The organism is Eikenella sp. HMSC071B05 (assembly GCF_001811325.1).
In the GTDB taxonomy this organism is placed as follows: Bacteria; Pseudomonadota; Gammaproteobacteria; order Burkholderiales; family Neisseriaceae; genus Eikenella; species Eikenella corrodens.
The window spans coordinates 71,071-96,336 of sequence record NZ_KV804547.1 but is presented as its reverse complement, the minus strand read 5'-3'; the positions used below and the strand labels follow the sequence as shown (position 1 = coordinate 96,336).

35 protein-coding genes are annotated in these 25,266 nt (G+C 49.8%); 3 read left to right on the top strand and 32 right to left on the bottom strand.

Translation table 11 applies throughout. The annotated features are described in order from the left end of the window. Positions 1-9: 9 nt before the first annotated feature. The 26 genes from rpsD to rplC all read right to left on the bottom strand — a co-directional run bounded on the left by rpsD (position 10) and on the right by rplC (position 12,052). A complete protein-coding gene (rpsD, locus tag HMPREF2796_RS04445; protein ID WP_023887669.1) occupies positions 10-630 on the bottom strand; it encodes a 30S ribosomal protein S4 in 621 nt (206 codons plus the stop codon). A 17-nt stretch (positions 631-647) separates the two neighbouring features. Continuing rightward, a complete protein-coding gene (gene rpsK / locus HMPREF2796_RS04440; protein ID WP_003823823.1) occupies positions 648-1,043 on the bottom strand; it encodes a 30S ribosomal protein S11 in 396 nt (131 codons plus the stop codon). 13 nt (positions 1,044-1,056) lie between these two features. After that, on the bottom strand, positions 1,057-1,422 hold the full coding sequence (gene rpsM, locus HMPREF2796_RS04435) for a 30S ribosomal protein S13 (RefSeq protein ID WP_003823821.1): 366 nt from the start codon (positions 1,420-1,422) through the stop codon (positions 1,057-1,059). 61 nt (positions 1,423-1,483) lie between these two features. Continuing rightward, entirely contained in the window at positions 1,484-1,597 is a 114-nt protein-coding gene (gene rpmJ, locus HMPREF2796_RS10765) for a 50S ribosomal protein L36 (RefSeq protein WP_049259016.1), read from the bottom strand. Positions 1,598-1,617: 20 nt separating this feature from the next. Further along, positions 1,618-1,836: a translation initiation factor IF-1 gene (gene infA, locus HMPREF2796_RS10760; RefSeq protein WP_049259017.1), complete on the bottom strand. Its 219-nt coding sequence runs from the start codon at positions 1,834-1,836 to the stop codon at positions 1,618-1,620. A gap of 25 nt (positions 1,837-1,861) precedes the next feature. Then, positions 1,862-3,133, bottom strand: a complete 1,272-nt coding sequence (gene secY / locus HMPREF2796_RS04430; protein WP_070631291.1) for a preprotein translocase subunit SecY — start codon at positions 3,131-3,133, stop codon at positions 1,862-1,864. Between the two features lie 49 nt (positions 3,134-3,182). Beyond that, entirely contained in the window at positions 3,183-3,623 is a 441-nt protein-coding gene (rplO, locus tag HMPREF2796_RS04425) for a 50S ribosomal protein L15 (protein ID WP_070631289.1), read from the bottom strand. A gap of 2 nt (positions 3,624-3,625) precedes the next feature. Then, positions 3,626-3,811 carry a 50S ribosomal protein L30 gene (gene rpmD / locus HMPREF2796_RS10755; protein WP_083308649.1) on the bottom strand — a complete coding sequence of 62 codons (186 nt, stop codon included), beginning with the start codon at positions 3,809-3,811 and terminating at the stop codon, positions 3,626-3,628. Positions 3,812-3,813: 2 nt separating this feature from the next. Then, positions 3,814-4,320 carry a 30S ribosomal protein S5 gene (rpsE, locus tag HMPREF2796_RS04420; protein ID WP_003823818.1) on the bottom strand — a complete coding sequence of 169 codons (507 nt, stop codon included), beginning with the start codon at positions 4,318-4,320 and terminating at the stop codon, positions 3,814-3,816. Positions 4,321-4,350: 30 nt separating this feature from the next. After that, a complete protein-coding gene (gene rplR, locus HMPREF2796_RS04415) occupies positions 4,351-4,704 on the bottom strand; it encodes a 50S ribosomal protein L18 (RefSeq protein WP_070631288.1) in 354 nt (117 codons plus the stop codon). A 16-nt stretch (positions 4,705-4,720) separates the two neighbouring features. Then, positions 4,721-5,254 carry a 50S ribosomal protein L6 gene (gene rplF, locus HMPREF2796_RS04410; RefSeq protein ID WP_070631287.1) on the bottom strand — a complete coding sequence of 178 codons (534 nt, stop codon included), beginning with the start codon at positions 5,252-5,254 and terminating at the stop codon, positions 4,721-4,723. Between the two features lie 33 nt (positions 5,255-5,287). After that, complete coding sequence (gene rpsH / locus HMPREF2796_RS04405; RefSeq protein ID WP_070631285.1) at positions 5,288-5,680, bottom strand: 30S ribosomal protein S8; 393 nt, start codon at positions 5,678-5,680, stop codon at positions 5,288-5,290. An 18-nt stretch (positions 5,681-5,698) separates the two neighbouring features. Then, positions 5,699-6,004 (bottom strand): 30S ribosomal protein S14, encoded by a 306-nt coding sequence (rpsN, locus tag HMPREF2796_RS04400; RefSeq protein ID WP_049259020.1) that lies wholly within the window; start codon positions 6,002-6,004, stop codon positions 5,699-5,701. A gap of 2 nt (positions 6,005-6,006) precedes the next feature. Then, a complete protein-coding gene (gene rplE, locus HMPREF2796_RS04395; RefSeq protein WP_023887664.1) occupies positions 6,007-6,546 on the bottom strand; it encodes a 50S ribosomal protein L5 in 540 nt (179 codons plus the stop codon). Between the two features lie 22 nt (positions 6,547-6,568). Then, the gene (gene rplX, locus HMPREF2796_RS04390) at positions 6,569-6,889 is read right to left on the bottom strand and encodes a 50S ribosomal protein L24 (protein WP_070631283.1); all 321 of its coding nucleotides are present in this window, start codon (positions 6,887-6,889) and stop codon (positions 6,569-6,571) included. Positions 6,890-6,900: 11 nt separating this feature from the next. Continuing rightward, a complete protein-coding gene (gene rplN / locus HMPREF2796_RS04385; protein WP_003823810.1) occupies positions 6,901-7,269 on the bottom strand; it encodes a 50S ribosomal protein L14 in 369 nt (122 codons plus the stop codon). A 191-nt stretch (positions 7,270-7,460) separates the two neighbouring features. Then, positions 7,461-7,724: a 30S ribosomal protein S17 gene (gene rpsQ / locus HMPREF2796_RS04380; protein WP_003823809.1), complete on the bottom strand. Its 264-nt coding sequence runs from the start codon at positions 7,722-7,724 to the stop codon at positions 7,461-7,463. After that, positions 7,717-7,914, bottom strand: coding sequence for a 50S ribosomal protein L29 (gene rpmC, locus HMPREF2796_RS04375; protein WP_070631410.1), 198 nt, complete (start codon positions 7,912-7,914; stop codon positions 7,717-7,719). Before rpmC ends, rpsQ begins: the two co-directional genes overlap by 8 nt. After that, positions 7,914-8,330 (bottom strand): 50S ribosomal protein L16, encoded by a 417-nt coding sequence (gene rplP / locus HMPREF2796_RS04370; protein WP_003823806.1) that lies wholly within the window; start codon positions 8,328-8,330, stop codon positions 7,914-7,916. The genes rpmC and rplP overlap by 1 nt, the downstream gene beginning before the upstream one ends. Beyond that, positions 8,314-9,009 (bottom strand): 30S ribosomal protein S3, encoded by a 696-nt coding sequence (gene rpsC / locus HMPREF2796_RS04365; RefSeq protein WP_070631281.1) that lies wholly within the window; start codon positions 9,007-9,009, stop codon positions 8,314-8,316. Before rpsC ends, rplP begins: the two co-directional genes overlap by 17 nt. Positions 9,010-9,018: 9 nt before the next feature. Further along, positions 9,019-9,348 (bottom strand): 50S ribosomal protein L22, encoded by a 330-nt coding sequence (gene rplV / locus HMPREF2796_RS04360; RefSeq protein ID WP_070631279.1) that lies wholly within the window; start codon positions 9,346-9,348, stop codon positions 9,019-9,021. Between the two features lie 8 nt (positions 9,349-9,356). Continuing rightward, positions 9,357-9,632, bottom strand: coding sequence for a 30S ribosomal protein S19 (gene rpsS, locus HMPREF2796_RS04355; RefSeq protein WP_003823801.1), 276 nt, complete (start codon positions 9,630-9,632; stop codon positions 9,357-9,359). A 5-nt stretch (positions 9,633-9,637) separates the two neighbouring features. Continuing rightward, positions 9,638-10,471, bottom strand: a complete 834-nt coding sequence (gene rplB / locus HMPREF2796_RS04350) for a 50S ribosomal protein L2 (protein WP_070631278.1) — start codon at positions 10,469-10,471, stop codon at positions 9,638-9,640. Between the two features lie 5 nt (positions 10,472-10,476). Then, complete coding sequence (gene rplW / locus HMPREF2796_RS04345) at positions 10,477-10,791, bottom strand: 50S ribosomal protein L23 (RefSeq protein ID WP_023887662.1); 315 nt, start codon at positions 10,789-10,791, stop codon at positions 10,477-10,479. Then, positions 10,788-11,408 (bottom strand): 50S ribosomal protein L4, encoded by a 621-nt coding sequence (gene rplD, locus HMPREF2796_RS04340; protein WP_064083615.1) that lies wholly within the window; start codon positions 11,406-11,408, stop codon positions 10,788-10,790. Before rplD ends, rplW begins: the two co-directional genes overlap by 4 nt. Then, positions 11,408-12,052, bottom strand: coding sequence for a 50S ribosomal protein L3 (gene rplC / locus HMPREF2796_RS04335; RefSeq protein ID WP_003823796.1), 645 nt, complete (start codon positions 12,050-12,052; stop codon positions 11,408-11,410). Before rplC ends, rplD begins: the two co-directional genes overlap by 1 nt. 308 nt (positions 12,053-12,360) lie before the next feature. Between rplC and HMPREF2796_RS04330 the strand changes: the two genes are divergently transcribed. Together HMPREF2796_RS04330 and lysS are read left to right on the top strand one after the other, a co-directional pair. Continuing rightward, positions 12,361-13,203 carry a class II glutamine amidotransferase gene (locus tag HMPREF2796_RS04330; RefSeq protein ID WP_070631276.1) on the top strand — a complete coding sequence of 281 codons (843 nt, stop codon included), beginning with the start codon at positions 12,361-12,363 and terminating at the stop codon, positions 13,201-13,203. A 317-nt stretch (positions 13,204-13,520) separates the two neighbouring features. Beyond that, a complete protein-coding gene (gene lysS / locus HMPREF2796_RS04325; protein WP_003823791.1) occupies positions 13,521-15,041 on the top strand; it encodes a lysine--tRNA ligase in 1,521 nt (506 codons plus the stop codon). Positions 15,042-15,328: 287 nt separating this feature from the next. Here lysS and secA read toward each other — a convergent pair whose 3' ends face one another. Beyond that, positions 15,329-18,073 carry a preprotein translocase subunit SecA gene (gene secA, locus HMPREF2796_RS04320; RefSeq protein WP_070631273.1) on the bottom strand — a complete coding sequence of 915 codons (2,745 nt, stop codon included), beginning with the start codon at positions 18,071-18,073 and terminating at the stop codon, positions 15,329-15,331. A gap of 313 nt (positions 18,074-18,386) precedes the next feature. On the opposite strand from secA, the gene HMPREF2796_RS04315 reads away from it, so the two are divergent. Continuing rightward, positions 18,387-18,854, top strand: a complete 468-nt coding sequence (locus HMPREF2796_RS04315) for a DciA family protein (RefSeq protein ID WP_070631272.1) — start codon at positions 18,387-18,389, stop codon at positions 18,852-18,854. A 245-nt stretch (positions 18,855-19,099) separates the two neighbouring features. Here the strand turns inward: HMPREF2796_RS04315 and bioB are convergent, their stop codons facing one another. From bioB to HMPREF2796_RS04290, 5 genes are all read right to left on the bottom strand, one after another. Further along, entirely contained in the window at positions 19,100-20,188 is a 1,089-nt protein-coding gene (gene bioB / locus HMPREF2796_RS04310) for a biotin synthase BioB (RefSeq protein WP_083308642.1), read from the bottom strand. Positions 20,189-20,422: 234 nt separating this feature from the next. Next, a complete protein-coding gene (locus HMPREF2796_RS04305; protein WP_070631270.1) occupies positions 20,423-20,896 on the bottom strand; it encodes a hypothetical protein in 474 nt (157 codons plus the stop codon). Between the two features lie 188 nt (positions 20,897-21,084). After that, entirely contained in the window at positions 21,085-22,404 is a 1,320-nt protein-coding gene (locus tag HMPREF2796_RS04300; RefSeq protein ID WP_070631268.1) for an MFS transporter, read from the bottom strand. 537 nt (positions 22,405-22,941) lie between these two features. Further along, positions 22,942-24,309, bottom strand: coding sequence for a tRNA uridine-5-carboxymethylaminomethyl(34) synthesis GTPase MnmE (gene mnmE / locus HMPREF2796_RS04295; RefSeq protein WP_070631266.1), 1,368 nt, complete (start codon positions 24,307-24,309; stop codon positions 22,942-22,944). A gap of 105 nt (positions 24,310-24,414) precedes the next feature. Further along, positions 24,415-25,266, bottom strand: an 852-nt coding sequence (locus HMPREF2796_RS04290) for an amino acid permease (protein ID WP_141749149.1), incomplete at its 5' end; no start/stop codon positions are given.

The following is a 25,266-nucleotide window of genomic DNA, read 5'->3' as shown; positions in this document are numbered from 1 at the left end:
CCAATGAAATTATTTTGAGTAAAACTCAACCACTAACTGTTCGTTAATATCGCTATACAAGTCAACACGATCAGGCATATTTCTAAATACACCCTCTTGTTTATCGACATCTACAGAAACCCAACTTGGCAAGCCAATCTGAGTAGCCAACTGCAATGATTCCTGGATACGAACCTGCTTCTTAGCTTTTTCCCTCACAGAAACAGTATCTCCAGCTTTTACTTGGAAAGATGGGATATTAACTACTTCACCATTTACCAGAATTGCTTTATGAGACACCAACTGACGAGCTTCGGCACGAGTAGAACCAAAACCCATGCGATATACTACGTTATCCAACCGTGACTCAAGCAGTTGCAACAACAACTCACCAGTAGCACCCTTACGGCGTGAGGCTTCAGCAAAATAACGGCGGAACTGTCTCTCTAATACACCATATAATCTGCGGATTTTTTGTTTCTCACGCAGCTGGATACCATAATCAGACAAACGGCCTCTTCTTGCACCGTGCTGACCAGGGGCATTTTCGAGTTTACATTTTGATTCAATAGAACGGCGCGCACTTTTCAAAAAAAGATCGCTACCTTCACGACGAGCTAATTTGCATTTAGGGCCAATATAACGTGCCATAAGTTGATTACTCCAGATTAAATACGACGTTTTTTAGGTGGACGACATCCATTATGAGGCAATGGAGTAACATCAGTAATACTTACAATCTTAAAACCAATAGCATTTAGAGAGCGAACAGAAGACTCTCGACCAGGCCCAGGCCCTTTAATGCGAACTTCCAAATTCTTCACACCATACTCCTGTGCGGCCTTACCAGCTGCTTCTGCAGCCACTTGAGCAGCAAAGGGAGTACTTTTGCGAGAACCTTTAAATCCTGCACCACCAGATGTAGCCCAAGACAAAACATTACCCTGTCGATCAGTGATAGTAATAATAGTATTATTAAAAGAAGCATGAATATGGACGATACCATCATTCACTACTTTCCGTACTTTTTTACGTGTACGCGCAGCTGTAGTTGCTTTAGCCATTTAACTTAATCTCCTAACCTTTTTTGCCTGCAATTGCCTTACGAGGACCTTTTCTAGTACGTGCATTAGTCCTAGTACGCTGCCCACGACACGGCAAACCACGACGGTGACGAAAGCCACGGTAGCAACCCATATCAATCAATCGCTTGATATTCATGGTAATTTCGCGACGCAAATCACCTTCAACCTCATACTGCGCAACCTGTTCACGCAAAGCATCCAACTGCCCCTCTGTCAAATCCTTTACCTTAGTATCAGGGGCAATAGCTGCATTATTACAAATCAATTTTGCACGACTTGCACCAATACCATAAATTGCCTGCAACCCAATTACAACATGGGCATTATTAGGAATATTCACTCCTGCAACACGAGCCATTCTTCGTTTCCTTTAAGACGAAAAGCTACACAAACATAGCATATTTTTATTTTAAAACAAATTAGCCTTGTCGCTGTTTATGACGCGGATCTGTACAGATCACCCTCACAACGCGATTGCGACGAATAACCTTGCAATTGCGACAAATCTTCTTTACCGATGGTTGAACACGCATTTATTTTCCTTTTTCATGATTTAACGAGCTCGAAAAACGATCCGAGCACGGGATAAGTCATAAGGTGTCATTTCTACAGTAACCTTATCACCAGGTGAAATCCGGATATAGTGCATCCGCATCTTCCCAGAAATATGCCCTAATACTTCATGGCCATTTTCCAGTTTAATCTTAAAAGTTGCATTAGGCAAAGTTTCCAACACCTCACCCTGCATTTGTATAGTATCTTCTTTAGCCATAATCTCTTTTACTTACAGAGTACAATTACTTCTTAGCTGAACTTTTCCTCATTAAATGCTCATACTGTTGGTTCATACGGTAGGAGGCAACTTGAGTACCAAAGTCCATAGTAACAACAACTAAAATAAGAAGAGATGTCCCACCTAAATGAAATGGTATGCCTAGCACTCCTGTAACAAACTCTGGAATCAAGCAAATAATAGTTATATACAACGCACCAAAGAAGGTAAGACGCATAACTACCTTTTCCAAATAATTTGAAGTTTGCTCACCCGGTCGGATGCCTGGGACAAAAGCCCCACTCTTCTTTAAATTCTCAGCCATTTCTCTTGGACTAAATACTAGTGCAGTATAAAAATAGCAGAAGAAAATTATGGCTGCTGTAAATACTACCAAATATAAAGATTTGCCTGGGGAAAGGTTAGCAGAGATAAAATCAACAAACGCATTACCATCCACTCTTTTATCCAGCCATCCAATAATCTGTGACGGGAACAAAATTACGCTAGATGCAAAAATCGGAGGAATCACGCCTGCCATGTTTATTTTAAATGGCAAATGGGTTTTTTGCCCTTGTACAATTCGGTTCCCGATTTGTCGACGCGCATAATGAATAGGAATCTTACGCTGGGCACTCTCAATATAAACAACGATATAAATCAGGCATAACCCACCAAACAATACAAAAAGAATTGTCCCATAGCCACTAGCACCGGTAATTGCCAGATTTAACAAGTTACTAACCGCACTAGGGAGGGCCGCTACAATGCCTGCCGTAATTAATAGTGAAACCCCATTACCAATACCACGTTCAGTCATCTGTTCCCCAAGCCACATCAAGAACATGGTACCAGTCACCAGACATGTAATTGCAGAAATATAGAACTCTGTCCGCCCAATCACTACAAGATCTGGCCGCTGGTAAACAACTGCTGCCGCTGCAAATGCCTGTACGACCGCAACAAGCAAAGTTCCCCAACGAGTATATTTGGTTAAAGTTCGACGACCGGCTTCACCCTCTTTTTTTAAGGCCTTTAACGATGGAAGCACCTCAGCAACCAATTGAATAATAATAGATGCTGAAATATATGGCATAATCCCTATGGCAAAAATACTAAACCTCTCTAAAGAGCCTCCCGAAAAGAGATTGAGCATGCCCAAGATACCAGCATTGTCTTCCTTAAAACTATTAGCGAGTGCTGCAGCATTGACTCCAGGTACAGGAATATGAGCCCCTACCCTAAAGACGATAAGAGCCCCGAGCAAAAATAACAGGCGTCTTCTTAAATCATTCATTCTTGCTAAATTCCTAATTACAGCTGCCACGTGATATCTTTAAGAAGTATCAAGACAGCTCTACAACTCCACCAACAGCTTCAATAGCTGCCTGAGCACCTTTTGTAACCTTAATGTCGCTACGGACAGTCAGCGCTTTAGCGATAGACCCAGTGGCAACTACCTTAACTGCGTTCACCCCAGAGTTTAATAAACCATTTTGTTTTAACGTTAGGATATCAACCTCTTTACCACTCACTTTATTTAAGTCAGATAAGGTAATAACTGCAACCTGCAAAGAAGAGATTGGCTTAAAGCCTCTCTTGGGAAGACGGCGCTGGAGAGGCATCTGCCCACCTTCGAAACCAACCTTATGGAATCCCCCAGCACGGCTTTTTTGCCCCTTATGTCCACGACCACATGTTTTACCGAGACCACTACCAATGCCACGCCCAACACGACGCTTAGCATGAGAAGAGCCTACAAATGGTTGAATTGTATTCAAAAACATAATCAGTCCCCAACCTTCAAGAGATAACTTACTTTATTAATCATTCCACGATTTTCAGGAGTATCTAGCACTTCAACTGAATGATGCCGATGGCGCAAACCCAAACCTCGGACACACTGCCGATGAGATTCAACCGTACCAATCAGGCTCTTAGTAAGCGTTACAGTAATTGTCTTTTGTGTACTCATCATTAAACCCCTAACTCTTCCACAGATATACCGCGCTTAGCTGCTACCTCGCTTGGGGTATACAATTTTGCCAAGCCGTCTAAAGTGGCTCGAACGATATTATATGGATTAGTAGAACCATGTACTTTTGCAGAAATATTATGAACACCCATTGCCTCAAAAATTAGTCGCATTGGGCCACCAGCCTTTACGCCACTACCTTCTTTTGCAGGCTGCATAAATACCTTTGTAGCACCATGCTTACCAACCACCTCATGATGAATAGTCCCATTATTCAACGACACCTTGATCATTGAACGTCTAGCCTGATCCATAGCTTTCTGAACTGCAACGGGCACTTCTTTAGATTTACCCTTACCCATTCCAATGCGGCCATCACCATCGCCAACCACTGTCAGCGCTGAAAATGCCATAATTCGGCCACCCTTAACTACCTTGGTGACACGATTAACGGCAACCATTTTTTCAATCAAGCCATCATTACGCTCTTCAATATCTTGCTTTGCCATTATCTGATCCTCAACTCTTTAACTATTATTCTAAAAATTCAAGCCATTTTCACGAGCGGCCTCTGCCAATGCTTTGACACGCCCATGATACTGAAAACCAGATCTATCAAAAGCAACTCTTTCAATACCCAATGCTTTAGCTTTTTCTGCAATTCTTTTACCCACTAAAGATGCAGCTTGAACATTACTGCACGAGCCTAAGCTTTTTCTTACCTCTGGCTCTACCGTGGAAGCTTGAGACAAAACGACAGCTCCACTCGCATCAATTATCTGCGCATAAATATGGTTATTGCTTCGAAATACACACAGCCTAATCTCTCCAAGCTGCTTTATGCGTGCACGTGCTTTATGTGCACGACGAGCTCTTCTAGTATACTTATCCATGAATACCATTCCTTAGCTATTTTTTCTTTGCTTCTTTCAAAACTACCACTTCATCCAAATAGCGTACACCCTTACCTTTATAAGGCTCAGGCGGTCGAAAACCACGAATTTCAGCTGCTACCTGCCCTACAATTTGTTTATTGGCACCCTTTAACACTATCTCCGTAGGAGACGGCGTTTGAACCGAAACACCTTCTGGCATATCATAAACAACAGGGTGTGAGAATCCCAAAGAAAGATTTAAGGCAGAACCCTGGGCCTGCGCACGATATCCTACGCCAACCAACTGCAATCTTTTCTCAAACCCTTCAGCCAACCCTTTAACCATGTTAGCCGCAATAGCCCGAATAGTGCCTGACATTGCATCTGCTTCTTTAGTATTAGCAACAGCAGAAAATTCTAACTGCCCATCAGCAAACTTAACAGAGATACTGCTAGGCACTGCCACGCTCAGCTTATCACTCTTATTCTTTATTACCAACTTACCAGCCCCAAGCTCAACATCAAGACCAGCAGGGACATGCACTGGATTTTTTGCTATACGAGACATTTTAAATAAAGCTCCTTAATTGGCTACTTACAGTTAAGCCACAACGCACAACAACTCGCCACCCACACCTGCGGCAAGAGCCTTATGCCCAGTCATCACACCCTTGGATGTACTAACGATAGCAATACCCAACCCATTCATAACTCGCGGAATTGAATCTGCACCCTTATATACTCTTAAGCCGGGACGAGAAACTCTCTTAATTTGCTCAATTACCGGTTTTCCTAGGTAATATTTCAACTGAATTTCCAAAATGGGCTTCACACTTGAAGATACCGAAAAGCTATCAATATACCCCTCCTCCTGCAGAACTTTAGCAATTGCACATTTCACCTTAGAAGAAGGCATAGCAACGGAAGCTTTATTTGCACGCTGCGCATTACGAATGCGAGTCAGCATATCAGAAATAGGATCATGCATACTCATTACTATTTATCCTTAAATTTACCAGCTGGCCTTAATAACGCCAGGAATCTCACCACGCATCGCAATTTCGCGAATCTTAGTACGCCCCAAGCCAAACTTACGGAAGGTGCCACGTGGTCGACCCGTTAAAGCACAGCGTCTTCTTTGTCGAATAGGTGACGCATTTCTGGGGATAGCTTGAAGCTTTAAACGAGCCTCAAAGCGCTCTTTATCACTCACCCCAGCATCATTAATTACTGCAAAAATTGCAGCCCTCTTCGCAGCATACTTTTTTGCAAGCGCAACGCGTTTTGCTTCTCGATTAATAAGAGCTTTTTTTGCCATGATTATCCCTTAAATGGAAATTTAAAAAGCGAAAGCAATGCTCTTGCCTCTTCATCCGTTTTCGCAGTAGTAGTAATCGTAATATTTAACCCACGAAGTGTGTCAATCTTATCGTACTCAATCTCAGGGAAAATAATCTGCTCACGGACACCCATATTATAATTACCTTGACCGTCAAAAGATTTACCATTAACCCCTCGAAAGTCCCTAACACGCGGCAACGCTACAGAAATCAATCTATCCAAAAACTCAAACATCCTCTCCTTACGAAGAGTAACCTTGCAACCAACCGGATAGTCATCACGGATCTTAAACCCAGCAATTGATTTTCTAGCTAAAGTAACAACAGGCTTCTGTCCAGCAATTTTCTCCAAATCGCCAACAGCATGCTCCATCACTTTTTTATCAGCAACTGCCTCACCAACCCCCATATTTAATGTTATTTTTTCAATACGAGGAACCTCCATGATGGACTTATATCCAAACTGCGACATCAACGCAGGAACAACCGTCTCAATATAAAACTCTCTCAACCGTGCCATACCTAAATTTCCTTAGCTCAACTTAAGCCAACTCAGCACCGTTAGACTTAAATACTCTCACACGTCTAACCTTGCCATTATCATCAATCAACTTGACACCAACTCGATCCGCTTTCTGCATCTCTTTGTTATAAATAGCGACGTTTGAAATGTGAATAGGCATATTTTTAGCAACCACACCACCCTCAACATTACGCATAGGATTAGGCTTTTGGTGCCTCTTAACAAGATTCACACCCTCAACAACCACCTTATCACCTAACAAACGGGTAACTTGCCCCTGCTTGCCTTTATCTCTACCCGAGATAACAACAACATGATCGCCCTTAATAATTTTACTCATAATCTTATCTCTCAGATCACTTCAGGAGCCAACGAAACAATCTTCATAAACCGCTCAGTACGCAATTCACGCGTTACCGGCCCAAAAATACGTGTACCCATAGGCTCAAGCTTAGCATTCAGCAACACAGCAGCATTATTATCAAATTTAATTAACGCACCATCTGCACGGCGAATACCTTTAGCTGTACGAACAACAACAGCATTATATACATCACCTTTTTTCACTCGGCCACGCGGAGCCGCATCCTTGACCGATACTTTAATAACATCACCAACGCTTGCATAGCGGCGCTTAGAACCACCAAGCACCTTAATGCACATAACGCGACGAGCACCAGAGTTATCAGCCACATCCAAAATAGTCTGCATCTGAATCATGTCATTACCTTTTTAAAACCAACTTAACCTATCATTAGCCATCAAATAGATGGCCAACATCTACCAAAATAGATCAGTTTTGGCCCCGACAGGGAGAAACTCCTAGGAAACTAGAAGCTAGAAAGGCGAGGAGTTTACAGCCTTTTCTTTCCTACTGCAAGACCCCGCCTACAAAAATACCAAAATTACAACTAAATTTCTTGAGACTTCTCAAGCAGGCTTTGGACAACCCATGACTTTGTCTTGGACAACGGGCGACCCTCAGCAATTACCACCACATCACCCACTTTGCACTCATTTCGCTCATCATGAGCATGAATTTTAGTGGATCGCTGGATAATCTTACCGTACAAGGGGTGTTTTACTCTGCGCTCAATCAAGACGGTTACTGTTTTATCCATCTTGTCGCTGATCACCCTACCTTGCAAAGTTCGAACAATTTTGGCATCACTCATTGCCAACCCCTTTCTCAGCTAACTTGGTTTTTACGCGAGCAATATCACGACGAACGCGCTTCAACTCACTACTCTTGCTTAGCTGGCCAGTAGCATGTTGCATACGCAAACTAAATTGCGTCTTTAACAAACCAACCAGATCAGCCTCCAGCTGCTCCAATGATTTGTCTTTTAAATCAATCGTTTTCATCATTTACCTACCTGCCGGGACACAAAAGTTGTACGTATAGGCAATTTTGCAGCCGCTAAAGCAAACGCCTCTCTAGCCAAGGACTCTGATACTCCATCCATTTCATAGAGCACTTTGCCAGGCTTGATTTCAGCGACATAATACTCTACAGAGCCTTTACCGCCACCCATACGCACTTGGATTGGTTTTTCAGTAATAGGTTTATCTGGGAATACTCGAATCCAAATACGCCCACCACGCTTAATATGACGAGTCATAGCACGTCGAGCCGCTTCAATCTGTCGAGCCGTTAATCTGCCACGACCAATTGCCTTCAAACCAAAATTACCAAAGCTGACATCGTATCCATTAGTAGCGACACCAGTATTGCGACCTTTATGCTGCTTGCGATATTTCATTCTAACCGGCTGTAGCATGGCGGCCACCTCCTTTTCTACGCTTATTCTCAGTGTTGGCATTTTCCAACAACTGTCCAGTCTCGCCCTTATAAACCCATACCTTCAGGCCTATAACACCATAGGTGGTATGCGCCTCGCTAGTGGCATATTCAACAGCTGCTCGCAAAGTATGCAATGGCACACGACCCTCACGATACCATTCACTACGAGCGATATCCGCGCCATTCAGACGCCCTGAAGTCATGATTTTGATACCTTTAGCGCCAGCACGCATAGCATTTTGCATAGCGCGCTTCATTGCGCGACGGAACTGTACACGTTTTTCCAACTGCTGAGCGATGCCATCAGCAATAACTTGCGCATCCAATTCAGGTTTGCGAATTTCTTCGATATTCACATGAACAGGAACACCAAGCAATTGGTGCAAATCTTGCTTCAATATCTCAATATCCTCGCCCTTTTTACCAATCACAACACCAGGGCGTGCAGTATGGATGGTGATGCGAGCAGATTTAGCCGGACGCTCAATCACTACGCGGCCTACTGAAGCATTGGCTAAGCGCTTACGCAAATAATCACGCACATCGATATCCTGCTTCAATACAGCAGCAAATTCTGTGCTCTTGGCAAACCACTTAGATGACCAGTCTTTATTTACAGCTAGGCGAAAGCCAGTTGGATGAATTTTTTGTCCCATAGCTTTTCCTTAGTTTCCTACTGTCACATTAATATGACACGTTTGTTTTTCAATACGGTTGCCACGACCTTTTGCCCGGGCACGGAATCGTTTTAAGCTCGGCCCCTTGTCCACAAAAATCGTTACAACTTTAAGCTCATCAATGTCAGCGCCTTCGTTATGCTCAGCATTAGCGATAGCAGACTCTAATACCTTTTTAATCAGCTCAGCACCTTTCTTTGTGCTAAACATCAAAATATTAAGAGCTTGCTCTACCTCTTTGCCTCGAATTAAATCAGCAACTAATCGGGCTTTTTGAGCAGAAATACGGGCGTTTTTATGTTGTGCAGATACTCTCATGATTCACCTTATTTCTGAGCCTTTTTATCAGCCAAGTGTCCTTTAAAAGTACGAGTAAGCGCAAACTCACCCAACTTATGGCCAACCATATTATCGCTAATAAACACAGGCACGTGAGTGCGACCATTATGTACCGCAATAGTCAACCCAATAAAATCAGGGAGAATTGTTGAGCGGCGAGACCATGTTTTAATAGGACGCTTATCATTGCCGGCGCGAGCAGCATCAACTTTTTTCAGCAGGTGCAGATCGACATATGGACCTTTTTTCAATGAACGAGCCATATCAATTAACCTTTATTTGAATAGCGGCGACGAACGATCATATTGTCCGTACGCTTATTATTACGAGTTCGGTAACCCTTAGCCGGAGTACCCCATGGGCTGACAGGCTCACGAGCCTCACCGGTACGACCCTCACCACCACCATGCGGGTGATCTACAGGGTTCATTACCACACCGCGGACGGTCGGACGAATACCACGCCAGCGATTAGCACCAGCTTTACCAATTTTCTTCAGACTTTGCTCTTCATTGCCAACTTCACCAACAGTGGCACGGCAATCAATATGGATCTTACGCACTTCACCTGAGCGCAGGCGAACTTGAGCGTAAACACCTTCTTTAGCCAGCAAAACCGCGGAAGCACCAGCTGAACGAGCAACCTGAGCACCTTTACCAGGTTTCATCTCGATACAGTGGATGGTGGTACCAACCGGAATATTACGAATCGGCAAAGCATTACCAACTTTGATTGCAGCTTCTGCGCCAGAAACCAACACGGCACCCGCTTGAATACCGCGAGGAGCAATAATATAACGGCGCTCACCATCAGCGTAGCAAAGCAGCGCAATGAAAGCAGTACGGTTCGGATCGTACTCAATACGCTCAACTTTCGCAGGAATATTATCCTTATCGCGTTTAAAATCTACTACGCGGTAGTGATGTTTATGCCCACCACCTTTATGACGAGTAGTGATATGACCGTTATGGTTGCGACCAGCGATAGAGTTTTTCTTCTCTACCAGCGGCGCATAAGGAGCACCCTTATGCAGACCCTCTGCAACCACGCGAACCATACCGCGGCGGCCTGCAGAAGTCGGCTTCATTTTTACAATAGCCATAATATTTATTCCTTATCTGCAGCTGCTGCAACAGATTCCAAATCCAGCTCCTGTCCGGCAGCCAAGCTGACATAAGCTTTCTTCACATTACTGCGGCGACCCAGAGTGCGACCAAAGCGCTTTACTTTCCCTTTGATTGCAACTGTAGTCACAGAGGCTACCTGAACACCAAACAACAATTCAACAGCAGCTTTAACTTCTGCCTTGGTTGCATCAGGCAACACTTTAAAAGTCATCTGGTTGCGTTTTTCAGCCAACAAATTGCTCTTTTCAGAAACAACAGGAGCCAAAATTACTTTCATCAAACGTTGTTGATTCATACCCATTGCTCCTCAAGTTGTGCAACCGCTTCCTTCGTTACCACTACTTTTTTATAGCGAAGCAAGCTGTACGGATCAATCTGCTGAGCCTCCAGAACCAACACATTTGGCAGGTTGCGTGAAGACAGATATACGTTCTCGTCCAATTGACCGGTAACAAACAAAACCTGCTCCATACCCAAATTTTTCACTTGCTCAGCAAAAGCTTTGGTTTTAGGAGTAGCAACAGACAGCTCTTCAATCACAAACAAGCGCTCATCACGCACCAACTGGGACAAAATAGTCGCCATACCGGCACGGTACATCTTACGATTAACCTTCTGAGTAAAGTTTTCATCAGGCTTATTCGGGAATGTACGGCCACCCCCTCTCCACAGCGGAGAAGAAGACATACCAGCACGAGCGCGGCCAGTACCTTTTTGGCGCCACGGCTTTTTGGTGGAGTGCTTCACTTCAGCACGAGTCAGCTGTGCACGGTTGCCAGAACGGGCATTTGCCAAGAAAGCAGTAACCAGCTGGTGAACCAATGCCTCGTTATATTCACGAGCAAACAGCGCATCGGAAGCAGCAAGGCTACCTGAAACCTGGCCTTTAGCATCAATTACTTTTAATTCCATTACGCACCTACTTTCACGCTAGGGCGCACAACTACATCACCATTGGCAGCACCGGGAACGGCGCCCTTAACCAACAGCAGATTACGTTCTGCATCCACACGAACCACTTCCAAACGCTGCACGGTCGCAGTGGTATTACCATACTGACCAGCCATACGTTTACCCGGGAACACACGACCCGGATCTTGGTTCATACCAATAGAACCAGGAACACGGTGAGAACGAGAGTTACCGTGAGAAGCACGTTGCGCACCAAAGTTATGGCGCTTGATGGTACCAGCAAAACCTTTACCTTTAGAGGTGCCGGTTACATCCACAAACTGGCCAGCTTCAAAAATAGCAACAGTTACTTCGTCGCCCACTTTCAATTCAGCCAATTTCTCTTCAGTCAAAGCAAACTCATGCAAACCACGACCTGCCTCAACACCTGCTTTCGCAAAGTGACCGGCTTCCGCCTTGTTTACACGATTAGCTTTCTTCTGACCAAAGGTAACCTGAACAGCCGCATAGCCGTCGGTATCTTTGGATTTTACCTGAGTGACGCGATTAGGAGACATTTCCAACACGGTTACCGGCACGGAAACACCTTGCTCAGTAAATACGCGGGTCATACCCACCTTGCGCCCAACCAGACCTAATGTCATGATTTTTCCTTATATAACAAGGGGTCAGCTACGATTGGCCGACCATTTGGACAAAACAAAAAACTTGGCTAAAAATGCCAAGACGCACACTATACTATATTTTCGCTAAAACTTTCAAGCAGAAACTTTGCCTTAGTTCTGCAGAATCAAGCTACCTGAAAATGCATATCATCCAAACGCAAACATATAGCCACGCGTTATATCGGTATAACAACAGGCAGGTTTTCAGGTAGCCTCAAGGTCGTTAAAATAATCATAGTGGTACAACACCTACCTGTTTTACTAAAACCAATCTTGAGGAACTCATCATGTGCCAGCTTTTGGGCATGAACTGCAACACCCCCACCGACATCGTTTTCTCTTTCGAAGGCTTCCGCCTGCGCGGCGGGCTCACCGACCGACACGCCGACGGCTTTGGCATTGGCTTTTTCGAAAACAAAGGCGTGCGTATGTTCCACGACGACAAGCCCAGCGCCAGCTCACCGGTGGCCGATTTGGTAAAAACCTACCAAATCAAATCCACCAACGTTATCGCCCACATCCGCAAAGCCACTCAAGGCAGCGTCGGCTTAGCTAACACCCACCCCTTCATCCGCGAAATGTGGGGCGAATACTGGCTGTTCGCCCACAACGGCCACCTTGGCGGTTTCCAACCTGAGGAAGGCAAATACTACCGTCCTGTTGGCAGCACCGATTCCGAACGTGCCTTCTGCTTCATACTGGAAGAACTACGCCACCGCTTCGAGCATAAGCCACCGGTGGGCAAATTGTTTGCAGAAGTGGCCGCGCTCACAGCACAAATCCGCCACCACGGATTATTCAACTTTATGCTATCTAACGGAGAAATCTTGTTTGCCCATGCCAGCACTCTGCTGTACTACATCATCCGCCAAGCCCCCTTTGGTGAAGCGCATCTTATCGATAACGATGTAGCTGTAGATTTCGCCGCAGTAACCACTCCCAATGACCGTGTGGCCGTTATTGCCACACAACCCCTTACCGCCAACGAAACCTGGACGCAGCTGGCCGTGAACGAACTGGTAGCCTTCCGCGATGGCGACATCATCCTGCGCGACTGTCCGGACAACCCGCGCTACCTCAGCCAGCAGGAAGGCCTGGCCATCGCCCGCGCCGTCGGCGTAGCCGCATAAACCCTCTCAGCATGGCAACAATCCGGCCGCCCTGCAGCCGGATTGTTTTCATTATCGCCACACCCCAAGCATTAACACTTGAAAAATTTTTGACTTAATCGCTTGACATACACCTTACCTTTCCTTTACTTTACAGCCATGCCTTTGCATAAAACTGCAGAGTTTCTCAAAAAGGAATATGCAAACATTGATTTTTGTCCAATTTGTGGCAGTGAGTCATTGATGCAATGGCATCTTCAGCAATGAAGTTTTTCAACCACTGAGACAAGCCACCTGATCCAAGAGTGCTGTCTCTCATTAATATATGGATGGATACCATGAATGAATCTCAACATACCGATACCCCCCAATTAGACGAAAGTCAGGTCATGGCAGTTCGTCGTGAAAAATTGGCTGAAATCCGCAAGCACGGCGTAGCGTTCCCGAACGACTTCCGTCGCAATGCTTTTGCCGGCGACCTGCAAAGCCAATACGGCGAACTGTCTAAGGAAGAGTTGGAAGAAAAGAACGTAACCGTCAAGGTAGCAGGCCGCATGATGCTGCAACGCGACATGGGTAAGGCCAGCTTCGCCACCCTGCAAGACGTTTCCGGCCAAATCCAGCTCTACGTAAACGACCAGGGTGTTGGTGAGAAGATTCACGAAGAGTTCAAACACTGGGACTTGGGCGATATCCTCGGCGCAGAAGGCGTGCTGTTTAAAACCAACCACGGCGAGCTGACCGTACGCGTAAGCCAAATCCGCCTGTTGGCCAAAGCCCTGCGCCCCCTGCCTGATAAAGTGCACGGCCTGAAAGACCAGGAAACCCGCTACCGCCAGCGTTATGCCGATTTGATCGTAAACGCCGAATCGCGCGAAATCTTCAAAAAACGCGGCCGCATCATCCAAACCATCCGCAACTTCATGACTGGCGAGCAGTATCTTGAAGTGGAAACCCCGATGATGCACCCGATTGCCGGTGGCGCAGCAGCCCGTCCGTTCGTTACCCACCACAACGCGCTGGATATCCCGCTGTTTATGCGAATTGCTCCCGAGCTCTATCTGAAACGTTTGGTGGTAGGCGGCTTCGAGCGCGTGTTTGAAATCAACCGCAACTTCCGTAACGAAGGTGTGTCTGCCCGCCACAACCCTGAGTTCACCATGATGGAGTTCTACGAGGCATTCTCCGACTACCACCGCATGATGGACATGACCGAAGGCGTGATCCGCGCTTGCGCCAACGCCGTTTGCGGCAGCCTGCACGTTCCTTACAACGGTAAAGAAGTGGATCTGGAAAAACGCTTTGACCGCCTCACCATCGTGGACGCGATCAAAAAATACAATCCGCACTACACCGACGAGCAGCTGAACGATGAAGAATGGCTGAAAAAAGAAGTGGTGAAACACGGCGAAGACCTGCCTGCCGCTCCCGGCATCGGCAGCCTGCAGCTGGCCTTGTTTGAAGGCTGCGCCGAAGGTAAGCTGTGGAACCCCACCTTCATCATCGACTATCCGGTTGAAGTGTCTCCCTTGGCCCGCGCTTCCGATACCAATCCGAAGCTCACCGAACGTTTCGAACTGTTTGCAGTAGGCCGCGAGCTGGCCAACGGCTACTCAGAGTTGAACGACCCGGAAGACCAGGCTGATCGCTTCAGATCACAAGTGGCTCAGAAAGAAGCCGGCGACGACGAAGCCATGAACTACGACGCCGACTACATCCGCGCCATGGAATACGGCCTGCCGCCCACCGGCGGTTGCGGTATCGGTATCGACCGCTTGGTAATGTTGCTGACCAACGCTCCGAGCATCCGCGACGTTATCCTGTTCCCGCATATGCGTCCGGAAGAAGGCCAGAACTAATCCTTCAGGCTTAATCAAAGGCTACCTGAAATTTCAGGTAGCCTTTTTGTTGCCACTGTGCTTGTGAAGGCTACCTGAAAACATCTTCCTCAAAAAACATAGAGAATGATAACAAGACTGCGCTGCTGCATTGGCTCGTCTAGCCGAACTACTTGCACATTCGCCCCGCTAGCCTTGTCCTACACTTTTTAACCCACTATAAATCCTGCCACTCCAAACAAAAGGCTACCTGAAACCCTGTATCCGGTTTTCAGGTAGCCTTTGATACCCAGTTTAAACGGGGCTGTTTAGCTCAATTTGCCGTGGCATTGTTTGTAGCGCAGGCCGCTGCCGCAGGGGCAGGGGTCGTTGCGGTGCACCATTTGGCCGCGGGCGGTAAGGGCCTCGGGGCTGAAGTCGTCTTCGGCAAAGTCGGCAGCTTCGCCGGCACTGCCATTAGCAGCCAGGTAGGTAATGTCCGGCGCTGGAGCATGGTTTTCTTGATAAGCCATCTGCGCGGGAGCACTTTCCTCGGCCACCGGCTCATTCAGCTCGAAGCGCACTTGCGACAGGAGCCTGGCAGTTTCATTGCGGATGTTCTGCCACAGGTTTTGGAACATCTCGAAAGATTCCATTTTGTATTCCTGCTTTGGATTCTTCTGAGCGTAGCCGCGCAGGTGGATGCCTTGGCGCAGATAGTCCATAGCAGAAAGATGTTCGCGCCATTGGCTGTCCATCACCTGCAGGAAGATGTTGCGCTCGAACTGACGCATCAACCCGGCACCAACCATATTGGTTTTGGCGGTGTAGTCATCTTGCGCCAGTTTCCAAGCACGCTCTTTCACGTCTTGGTTGTCGAGGGTGGGGTCTTGCTTGAACCACGCGGTAACTGGGGCATGAATATGGAAGTCGGCAAACAGCTGTTTCTCCAGCGCCACCAAATCCCACTGCTCTTCAATGCTGTCGGCGGGCATATACAGATCAACCAAATTCTCGATTGCTTCTTGCCGCATCTCGGTCATCATGGCAGAGTTGTCTTCGGTCTCCAGCACTTCATTGCGGCGGCTGTAGATAACCTTGCGCTGGTCGTTGGCCACGTCGTCGTATTCCAGCACTTGTTTGCGCATATCGAAGTTGCGGCCTTCCACTTTGCGCTGGGCACTTTCAATCTGACGGGTAAGCAAATTGGCTTCAATCGGCACACCACGTTCCGGCGCCAGTTTATCGAGCAAGGCAGCGTGGCGGTCGAGTGCGAAAAGGCGCAGCAGCGGATCTTCAAACGAGAGGTAGAAGCGGCTGGAGCCGATGTCGCCCTGACGGCCGGAACGGCCGCGCAGCTGGTTGTCGATACGGCGGCTTTCGTGGCGCTCGGTGCCGACGATGTGCAGGCCGCCGGCAGCGATTACGCGGTCGTGCTCTTCCTGCCAGCCGTCTTCCAGCTCTTTGATGCGGGCGGCTTTTTCTTCTTCGCTCAAATCGGGATTGTTACGGATAATGTGGCTGAGGTGTTTCACGTTGCCGCCAAGCACGATGTCGGTACCACGACCGGCCATATTGGTGGCCACGGTAATCATGCCGGTTTTACCGGCCTGCGCCACGATATCGGCTTCGCGGGCGTGCTCTTTGGCGTTCAAAACGTTGTGTGCCAAACCGGCGCGGGAGAGCATATTAGACACCAGCTCGGAGTTTTCGATGCTGGTGGTACCCACCAGAATGGGCTGTCCTTTGGCATGACGCTCTTTAATATCGGCCACCACAGCTTCAAATTTTTCTTCAGCGGTGCGAAATACCTGATCGTTGAAGTCTTTGCGGATCATCGGCCGGTTGGTGGGGATAATCACGGTTTCCAGGCCGTAGATGCTTTGGAACTCATAGGCTTCAGTATCGGCGGTACCGGTCATACCGGAGAGTTTGCTGTAGAGGCGGAAGTAGTTTTGGAAGGTAATGGAGGCCAAAGTTTGGTTTTCTTGGCGGATTTCCACGCCTTCTTTGGCTTCCACGGCCTGATGCAGACCTTCCGACCAACGGCGGCCGGTCATCAGGCGGCCGGTGAATTCGTCCACAATCACGATTTCGCCGTCTTGCACCACATAGTGCTCGTCCAAGTTAAACAGGCTGTGGGCGCGCAAAGCGGCCATCAGGTGGTGCATCAGGGCGATATTGGCGGTGGAATAGAGCGAATCGCCTTCCTGCAGCAAGCCCATTTTGGTGAGGATTTGCTCGGCATGTTCATGGCCGGCTTCGCTGAGCAATACGGTGCGGTTTTTCTCATCCACCCAATAATCGCCCTCGCCCTCTTCTTCTTTCTGGCGAACCAGCTGGGCCGGTACTTTATTCATCACCAAATACAAATCAGTATTGTCGTCGGCCTGGCCGGAGATAATGAGCGGGGTACGGGCTTCGTCGATCAGAATGGAGTCCACTTCGTCCACCACCGCGAAGTTCAGCTCGCGCTGCACCTTGTCGCTCAGCTGGTGCACCATATTGTCGCGCAGGTAGTCGAAGCCGAATTCGTTGTTGGTACCGTAGGTGATGTCGGCGTTATAGGCTTCGTGCTTGGCGGCCTGATCCATATTGGCCACAATCACGCCCACTTTCATGCCGAGGAAGTTGTAGAGCGGGCCCATAATATCGGCATCGCGGGCGGCGAGGTAGTCATTTACCGTTACCACGTGCACGCCTTTACCGGCGAGCGCGTTCAGATACACGGCCAGCGTAGCCACCAGGGTTTTGCCCTCGCCGGTTCGCATTTCGGCGATTTTGCCCTGGTGCAACACCATACCGCCGATGAGCTGCACATCAAAATGGCGCATGCCCAGTGTGCGGCGGGAAGCTTCGCGGCACACGGCAAAAGCTTCTTCCAAAATGTCGTCCAAGGTTTCGCCCTTGGCGAGCCGTTGTTTGAATTCTGCGGTTTTGGCTTGCAGCGCCGCATCGTCGAGCTGCTGGATGTCTTTTTCCATGCCGTTGATGCGTACCACGGATTTGCGGTATTGTTTCAGAAGCCTGTCGTTGCGGCTGCCGAACACTTTCTTGGCCAGTGAAGTAATCATAAAATATTTAATCCCTTATGCGGTATTGCTGTTGCCCCGTGTGCTCGATTCAAACTGCGGCGGCATTCGCCTGCCGGCGTATTCCGGTTCAAATCTCATCCACTGCGATAGTAAAATAACGGGTAATTCTAGCATAATCAAACCCGTTCGCGCTTGGGAATATGGCCCGCCCTGACAGGATTTCAAGCGCATCGGGCAGGCTTTTTTATCGGTAGCGGCAGTTTGCCTGTTTTCAGGTAGCCTCTTGATGAGGTTTTCAGGTGTATCCTGCCTGCTTTGCCATTGCCAACCCCACTTTTCAGGTAGCCTTTATATGTCCGACCTCAACCGCTTCAACCCCGGCCGCCACAGCCTGCACAGCCGCGACAACCTCAGCCGCGGCGAATCGCGGCTGCACGACCTGATTATGCAGGCCGAAAGCTGGCGGCATACCGCCCAAGCACTGGAAGCACGGCTGCCGGCCAAGTTGCAGCAGCATTGCCGCGCGGTGCGGGTGCGCGAAGGGGTTTTGGTTTGGTATGCAAGCAACAATATGGCGGCGGCACGGCTGCGGATGCTCGCGGCGGGGCTGCTGCCGGCCTGGCGGGCGGTGTGCCCGGAGGTGCGCGAAGTGCAGGTGAAAATCAGCCCGCCGGAGCAGGAGCGGCCGAAAGAAAAACAAGCCAAACTAAGCCGCGCCGCCGCCGAACAATGCTTGTCCGCAGCGGACGATTTGGCGCACCACCCGGAACTGGCAGCGGCGCTACGGCATTTGGCAAGGCATGCGGAGGAAAGCGAATAAGGCGGCTATCGGTTGGCAGACAACGGCAGCCAATATTTTTTAGGTAGCCTCTACTTATATATAAAAACAGCATGACGCAACATCATGCTGTTTTTTATAGTGAATTAAATTTAAACCGGTACAGCGTTGGCTCGCCTTGCCGTACTATCTGTACTGTCTGCGGCTCGCCGCCTTGTCCTGATTTTTGTTAATCCACTATATTTTCCACTTCAGGCTACCTGAAAAGGCTACCTGAAATCTGAAACTCAATGCGCACAACCGCAATGCCCGCCGCCGCAACCGCCGGCGGCGTGGTGGTTTTCAGGTAGCCTTTCCACCGTCTCACCAGTTTCGGCATGATAATCCAGCGGCACCAAATCCAGCTTGGCCATCAGCAGGCGGTCGCCGTCTTCGTTGGGGTTTTCGGTGGTTAAAAGCTTGTCGCCATAGAAAATCGAGTTCGCGCCTGCCATGAAACACATTGCCTGCATGGATTCGGGCATATTGCTGCGCCCGGCGGAAAGGCGCACGAAGCTGTGCGGCATGGTAATCCGTGCTACGGCTATGGTGCGGACGAACTCCGTCCAATCCAAATCTTCGGCATCGGCCAGCGGCGTGCCTTCCACTTTCACCAGCTGGTTAATCGGCACGCTTTCCGGCTGCGGGTCGAGATTGGCAAGGCTGGCAATCAGCCCGGCGCGCTCGGCGCGGGTTTCGTTCATGCCCACAATGCCGCCGCAGCAGATTTTCAGGCCGGCGTTGCGCACCTTGCCCAAGGTGTCCATGCGGTCTTCATGTTTGCGGGTGTGGATGATGTCGTTGTAGCGATCGGGGTCGGTGTCGAGGTTGTGGTTGTAGTAGTCCAGGCCGGCTTTTTTGAAGTCTTCCGCCATGCCGTCTTCCAGCATGCCGAACGTACCGCAGGTTTCCATGCCCAAACCCTTTACGGCTTTGATGATTTCGGACACCACTGCCACATCTTTCGGCTTCGGCCCGCGCCATGCCGCGCCCATGCAGAAACGGCTGGCACCGCGCGATTTGGCGATTTTCGCTTTTTCGACGATTTCGTCCACATCCATCATCTGCTCTTTGCCCAGATTGGTGTTGTGGTGCGCCGATTGCGGGCAGTAGGCGCAATCTTCCGGGCAGCCGCCGGTTTTGATGGAAAGCAGGGTGGAAAGCTGGATTTCGCGCGGGTTGAAATTTTGTCGGTGGATTTCGGCGGCACGGAATACGAGGTCGAGAAAGGGCAGCCCAAACAAGGCTTCGACATCGCATTTTTTCCAATACTGCGCAGTGGGATGCGGCTTCGGCTCGGCTTGGCGGCGCAAAGCCACCGGGGAGAGGGTGGTCATAGGCGTGTTCCTTCAATAAAAATTGTTTGCGGCGGCGCAATGTCGCCGACGGGCAAAGCCGGGTCGCAATGTCCGCAGCCTGCCCTGACTGGTCGGAAGCTTTATTATTCCGAAGGTGGCAAGTGTAGCCAAAAACCAAACGGCAGGCTATCTGAAACATTCAAATCCTGTTTCAGGTAGCCTTTGATGAAAATGCCTGCACAATCTATAACTGTGCAGGCAATAACCCCATGTTCATTTCGCCCTATCTTCATCTGCATTCGGCTGTGCGTCTTCGTATTTTTTATACACTTCTTCTACCGCCTTCTTTGAAAGAGGCGCGCCACATCGTGCGCAATACTTAATAAATGGCGATACTCCTCTAGATACGGAAAATGACAAACCGGTAAATGAGACTACTTTTCCATTTAAGCCCTGAGTTTTATGGCAATGAGGGCAGATTCCAAAAATAATAGTTGTAATAATAGTTATAGGCATTACTATAGGCATATAATACATAAAAAATAAACCAAGAGAATCTTTCTCTGTCAGAACCTCACCGGTATATATTTTTTGTATTAAAGCAATGATTCCTATAGCGGCAAACCCATAAAAACCAAGCTTAGGGATCATCAGCTTTCTCTGCATAGCATTGGCCAGCTTTAAATCCTGCTCTTTGTTGCTTTTGCTAATATCATATTTATACTTATATTTATCCATCTTATTCATGTTGCTTTGCCATTCTATAAACCATCTCACGTTTTATCATATCAGCTCCCCTCCCAATCCGGCATGGCATCCGCCTATTTAAATTGGCAAGCAGCGTCTTCCGCCTTTCAAATCTTCAGGTAGCCTCCAGCCGTCTTTAAAAAGGCTACCTGAAAATTTTCAGGTAGCCTTTATAGCTCCCCACCCCATCAATCCGCGCTGATTTCCTCCAGCGTGCGCCCCTTCGTTTCCTCACCCAGCAGCACGATCACCAGCACCACCGCCGCCAGCACCGCCGCAAACATCACGAAAATCCGCGCGAAACCGCCGCTGCCGCTCATACCGGCCACCACCATCGGCGCCACAATCCCGCCGATGCGCCCCACCGCGCCCGCCCAGCCCGAGCCAAACGCGCGGAAGCGCACCGGATAAAGCTCCGGCGTGTAAGTGTAGAGCACGCCCCACGCGCCCAGGTTGAAAAACGACATCAAACTGCCCCACAGCATGATTTCCAGCGTAGAGCCGCTTTGGCCGAAACAATAGGCGCACACCGCACACGCGCCCAAAAAGCCAGCCAGCGTGGCCTTGCGCCCGATTTTCTCCACCAGCACCGCCGCCGCAAAATAGCCCGGCAGCTGCGCCAGAATCATCACCAGCACATATTCAAACGTTTTCACCACCGAATAGCCCTGCCCCGCCAACAGCTTGGGCAGCCAAGTGAAAATCCCGTAATAAGAAAACACGATGCCGAACCAAATCAGCCACAGCATCAGCGTGCGGCGGGCAAAAGGCGGCCGCCACAGCTGCGCGAGGCGGATTTTCTCCTTTTTCTGAACGGGCGGCACAATCATTTCCGCCGCCTTCGCCACGCCCGACTCCGCCTCCAAACGGCACACCAATGCGTGCGCCTCCTCCGCCCTGCCCGCCGCAATCAGATAAGGCACCGATTCCGGCAGCCGCTTCCACACTGCAAACGCATACAAAAGCGGCACCGAGCCCGCCGCAAACGCGCTGTGCCAACCGAATTGCGGAATCAGGAAATACGAAGCCAGCGCCGCCGCCAGCCAGCCCAAGCCCCAGAAACTCTCCAGCAGCACGATAAACCGCCCGCGCACCTTCGGCGGCGCATACTCGCTCACCAGCGACACCGCCACCGGCAGCTGCCCGCCCAAGCCAAAGCCTACCCAGAAGCGGAAAAATAACAGCGCGGCCAAGTTCGGCGACAACGCGCACAAACCTGTGGCCGCGCCGTAGAGCACCATGGTGCCGGCAAATACATTGCGCCGACCGAAACGGTCGGCCGCCCAGCCGCTTAACACCGCGCCCAGCGCCATGCCCACAAAGCCGATGCTCACCACCCAACCCGACTGCTGCGCACTCAAGCCCCACTCTTTAGCCAAAGTAACCAACACAAACGACACCATGCCCGTGTCCATCGCATCAAACAGCCAGCCCAGCCCGATTAAGGCCAGCAGGCGGTAGTGAAAACGGCTTAAAGGCAGGGCATGAAGGCGCGACAAAATATCCATTGGGTTTCTCCTCGTGCAATGTGGAAAGGCTACCTGAAACACAGCGGCGCAGTTTGAAAATATCAAAATGATATAGTTGAATTTATAGTAGATTAAATTTAAATCAGGACAAGGCGGCGAGCCGCAGACAGTACACACGTTACGGCAAGGCGAGCCAACGCTGTACTGGTTTTTGTTAATTCACTATATTTCAATTTCCAATAAGCCGTATCGCTATATGCTTGGTGTAAAAACAGAATATGAATTGAGAAATTTAACTGCATAAAAATAATAATAGCTCGCATTATAACGAGCCGTAACGACACATGCCAGCCATTTGCCTCAAACCAGCGGCAACCTGGCCAGATCCCCCGTGCCCAAAACCCCCACCACCATGCCACATAAATTCAACATAATATTAATGCATTAAATAATGAAACATCTAATCCCAAACGGTTCTGCCACGCAGAAAGGCTACCTGAAAATTCAGGTAGCCTTTTGTTTACTGCGAGCGGGAAACCAACCCGCAACGTGCGGCGTACCCGCCTTCCAACCGCTCTATTTGCCGATACAGAAGCGGCTGAAAATCACGCCCAGGAGGTCGTCGGCGTTGAATTCGCCGGTGATGGTATTACAAGCGTTTTGCGCCAGGCGCAGGTGTTCGGCGAATAGTTCGAGCTGGTGGCGGCCGCACAGGGCGGCGAGTTCGAGCTCGGCTTGGGCGGCTTCCAGCGCGCGCAGGTGGCGGCTGCGGGCGAGAAACAGGCTTTCGCTTTCGCCCTGCCAGCCGATTTGCCGCAGCAGTGCCTGTTTGAGCAAATCGAGCCCGGCGCCGTTTTTGGCGGAAAGTTTGATCAGGGTGTCGGCGCCGCTGGGTTGGCCGCTTTGCCCGCAGCTTTCCGCCGCTTCGCCGCTGAGGTCGATTTTGTTGCGGATTTCGATGCGTTTGAGCGCGGGGGGCAGTTGTGCCAATATTTTACAGGTAGCCTCGTTCAGGCCTTCGTTCGGATCGATCAGAATCAAGGCCACGTCTGCCTGCTGCACGGCTTGGCGGCTGCGCTCGATGCCGATTTGCTCCACCGGGTCGGTGGTGTCGCGCAGGCCGGCGGTGTCGATGATGTGTACGGGAATGCCTTCGAGCGTAATCTGCTCGCGCACGGTGTCGCGGGTGGTGCCGGCGATGTCGGTTACGATGGCGATGTCGTCGCCCGCCAAGGCGTTGAGCAGGCTGGATTTGCCCACGTTGGGCGCGCCCACCAGCACCACGTTCATGCCTTCGCGCAAAATCGCGCCCTGCTCGGCTTGGGCGAGCACTCGGGCAAGGCGCTCTTGCAAGGCGGCAAGGCGCTCATCCACCTTGGCTTCAGCCAGGAAATCGATGTCTTCTTCGGGGAAATCCAGCGTGGCTTCCACCAGCATGCGCAGGGTGATGAGTTCGTCCACCAGCTCGTGAATCTGTTGGGAAAACGCGCCTTTGAGCGAACGCACCGCCAAGCGGGCGGCGGATTGGCTGGCGGCATCGATAAGGTCGGCCACGCTTTCGGCCTGCGCCAAATCGAGCTTGCCGTTTAAGAAGGCGCGTTTGGTGAACTCGCCCGGCTCGGCCGGCTGCGCGCCCAGCTCGAAGCAACGTTGCAACAGCATCTGCAGCACCACGCGCCCGCCGTGGCCGTGCAGCTCGATCACGTCTTCGCCGGTGAAACTGGCGGGGGCGGGGAAATAGAGCAAAAGACCGTTGTCGATGGTTTCACCGGCGGCATCGACAAAGTCGGTCAGGAGCGCACGGCGCGGCTGCGGGGTTTTGCCGCCGCTGATTTGCTGCGCCAGCGGCAGCAGCTGCTTGCCGGAAAGCCGGATAACGCCCACCCCGCCCTGCCCGGCGGCAGTGGCGATGGCGGCGATGGTGGGAATGGATGGCGATGACATAGGGCTACCTGAACCGTAATAAATAAAAAGCAATATAACACAACCACAAAAGGCTACCTGAAAACTTGAAACACGGTTTTCAGGTAGCCTTTTATATGAGAGGCCTTATTCGTCTTCGTCCTCGTCCTCGTCGCCCAAATCCACTTCTTCCAGCGGAATCAGCCGAGTACGGTAACGCAATTTGTGGTAGAGATAGAAGCCGAAGAACACGGGCAGGCCCATATAGGTCACCATAATCCGCTGCCAATCGATGGCGCCGCTCATCACCAATTCGGTATCCTGACCCAAAATCACCAGCACGCACAGCACCAGCGCAATCAGCGGGCCGAAGGGGAACCATTTGGCACGGTAATCCAAGTCTTTCAACTCAAAGCCCTGGGCGATATAGGCGCGGCGGAAACGGTAGTGGCTGATGGCGATGCCCAGCCAGGCAATGAAGCCGGTGAGGCCGGAGGCCGCCACAATATACTGATACGCGCCATCGTTAAAAATCTCGATTAAAAACAGCGCCATCACCACCACGGCTGTGGCCAACACCGCCCGCATCGGCACGCCGAAACGGTTTACTTTACGAAAACCCTTAAACGCCATACCGCTTTTGCCCATGGCATACAGCATACGTGCCGAAGCATACATCCCCGAATTGCCGGCGGAAAGGATAGAAGTAAGGATGACCGCATTCATCACTGCCGCCGCCATGGCCAAACCGGCGCGTTCAAACACCAGCGTAAACGGCGATTTGGCGATTTCTTCCACGCTTTCCGCGCCCAGCAGCTCCGGGCTGGTATAAGGCACGAGCAAGCCGATCACCAAAATAGCCAGAATGTAGAAAATCAGGATACGCCAAAACACCTGCTTCACGGCTTTCGGGATGCTCTCTTTTGGGTTTTCCGACTCACCGGCCGTGATACCAATCAGCTCCGTCCCTTGGAAAGAGAAACCGGCAATCAAGAACAC

Excerpts from the sequence above, each read along its gene's own strand:
- rplE (WP_023887664.1), bottom strand. The coding sequence starts at position 6,546 with ATGGCACGGTTGAGAGAGTTTTATATTGAGACGGTTGTTCCTGCGTTG.
- mnmE (WP_070631266.1), bottom strand. The coding sequence starts at position 24,309 with ATGTCATCGCCATCCATTCCCACCATCGCCGCCATCGCCACTGCCGCC.
- rpsC (WP_070631281.1), bottom strand. The coding sequence starts at position 9,009 with ATGGGACAAAAAATTCATCCAACTGGCTTTCGCCTAGCTGTAAATAAA.
- infA (WP_049259017.1), bottom strand. The coding sequence starts at position 1,836 with ATGGCTAAAGAAGATACTATACAAATGCAGGGTGAGGTGTTGGAAACT.
- rpsK (WP_003823823.1), bottom strand. The coding sequence starts at position 1,043 with ATGGCTAAAGCAACTACAGCTGCGCGTACACGTAAAAAAGTACGGAAA.
- rplB (WP_070631278.1), bottom strand. The coding sequence starts at position 10,471 with ATGGCTATTGTAAAAATGAAGCCGACTTCTGCAGGCCGCCGCGGTATG.
- rpmC (WP_070631410.1), bottom strand. The coding sequence starts at position 7,914 with ATGAAAACGATTGATTTAAAAGACAAATCATTGGAGCAGCTGGAGGCT.
- rplW (WP_023887662.1), bottom strand. The coding sequence starts at position 10,791 with ATGAATCAACAACGTTTGATGAAAGTAATTTTGGCTCCTGTTGTTTCT.
- rpsS (WP_003823801.1), bottom strand. The coding sequence starts at position 9,632 with ATGGCTCGTTCATTGAAAAAAGGTCCATATGTCGATCTGCACCTGCTG.
- HMPREF2796_RS04330 (WP_070631276.1), top strand. The coding sequence starts at position 12,361 with ATGTGCCAGCTTTTGGGCATGAACTGCAACACCCCCACCGACATCGTT.
- rpsD (WP_023887669.1), bottom strand. The coding sequence starts at position 630 with ATGGCACGTTATATTGGCCCTAAATGCAAATTAGCTCGTCGTGAAGGT.
- secY (WP_070631291.1), bottom strand. The coding sequence starts at position 3,133 with ATGAATGATTTAAGAAGACGCCTGTTATTTTTGCTCGGGGCTCTTATC.
- rpsQ (WP_003823809.1), bottom strand. The coding sequence starts at position 7,724 with ATGAGTGATGCCAAAATTGTTCGAACTTTGCAAGGTAGGGTGATCAGC.
- rplV (WP_070631279.1), bottom strand. The coding sequence starts at position 9,348 with ATGAGAGTATCTGCACAACATAAAAACGCCCGTATTTCTGCTCAAAAA.
- HMPREF2796_RS04315 (WP_070631272.1), top strand. The coding sequence starts at position 18,387 with ATGTCCGACCTCAACCGCTTCAACCCCGGCCGCCACAGCCTGCACAGC.
- rpmJ (WP_049259016.1), bottom strand. The coding sequence starts at position 1,597 with ATGCGTGTTCAACCATCGGTAAAGAAGATTTGTCGCAATTGCAAGGTT.
- rplX (WP_070631283.1), bottom strand. The coding sequence starts at position 6,889 with ATGAGTAAAATTATTAAGGGCGATCATGTTGTTGTTATCTCGGGTAGA.
- rpsM (WP_003823821.1), bottom strand. The coding sequence starts at position 1,422 with ATGGCTCGTGTTGCAGGAGTGAATATTCCTAATAATGCCCATGTTGTA.
- rpsE (WP_003823818.1), bottom strand. The coding sequence starts at position 4,320 with ATGGCAAAGCAAGATATTGAAGAGCGTAATGATGGCTTGATTGAAAAA.
- rplR (WP_070631288.1), bottom strand. The coding sequence starts at position 4,704 with ATGGATAAGTATACTAGAAGAGCTCGTCGTGCACATAAAGCACGTGCA.
- rpsH (WP_070631285.1), bottom strand. The coding sequence starts at position 5,680 with ATGAGTATGCATGATCCTATTTCTGATATGCTGACTCGCATTCGTAAT.
- bioB (WP_083308642.1), bottom strand. The coding sequence starts at position 20,188 with ATGACCACCCTCTCCCCGGTGGCTTTGCGCCGCCAAGCCGAGCCGAAG.
- rplP (WP_003823806.1), bottom strand. The coding sequence starts at position 8,330 with ATGCTACAGCCGGTTAGAATGAAATATCGCAAGCAGCATAAAGGTCGC.
- HMPREF2796_RS04300 (WP_070631268.1), bottom strand. The coding sequence starts at position 22,404 with ATGGATATTTTGTCGCGCCTTCATGCCCTGCCTTTAAGCCGTTTTCAC.
- secA (WP_070631273.1), bottom strand. The coding sequence starts at position 18,073 with ATGATTACTTCACTGGCCAAGAAAGTGTTCGGCAGCCGCAACGACAGG.
- HMPREF2796_RS04305 (WP_070631270.1), bottom strand. The coding sequence starts at position 20,896 with ATGAATAAGATGGATAAATATAAGTATAAATATGATATTAGCAAAAGC.
- rpsN (WP_049259020.1), bottom strand. The coding sequence starts at position 6,004 with ATGGCAAAAAAAGCTCTTATTAATCGAGAAGCAAAACGCGTTGCGCTT.
- rplD (WP_064083615.1), bottom strand. The coding sequence starts at position 11,408 with ATGGAATTAAAAGTAATTGATGCTAAAGGCCAGGTTTCAGGTAGCCTT.
- rplC (WP_003823796.1), bottom strand. The coding sequence starts at position 12,052 with ATGACATTAGGTCTGGTTGGGCGCAAGGTGGGTATGACCCGCGTATTT.
- rpmD (WP_083308649.1), bottom strand. The coding sequence starts at position 3,811 with ATGAGTACACAAAAGACAATTACTGTAACGCTTACTAAGAGCCTGATT.
- rplO (WP_070631289.1), bottom strand. The coding sequence starts at position 3,623 with ATGTTTTTGAATACAATTCAACCATTTGTAGGCTCTTCTCATGCTAAG.
- rplN (WP_003823810.1), bottom strand. The coding sequence starts at position 7,269 with ATGATTCAGATGCAGACTATTTTGGATGTGGCTGATAACTCTGGTGCT.
- lysS (WP_003823791.1), top strand. The coding sequence starts at position 13,521 with ATGAATGAATCTCAACATACCGATACCCCCCAATTAGACGAAAGTCAG.
- rplF (WP_070631287.1), bottom strand. The coding sequence starts at position 5,254 with ATGTCTCGTATAGCAAAAAATCCAGTGCATGTCCCTGCTGGTCTTGAT.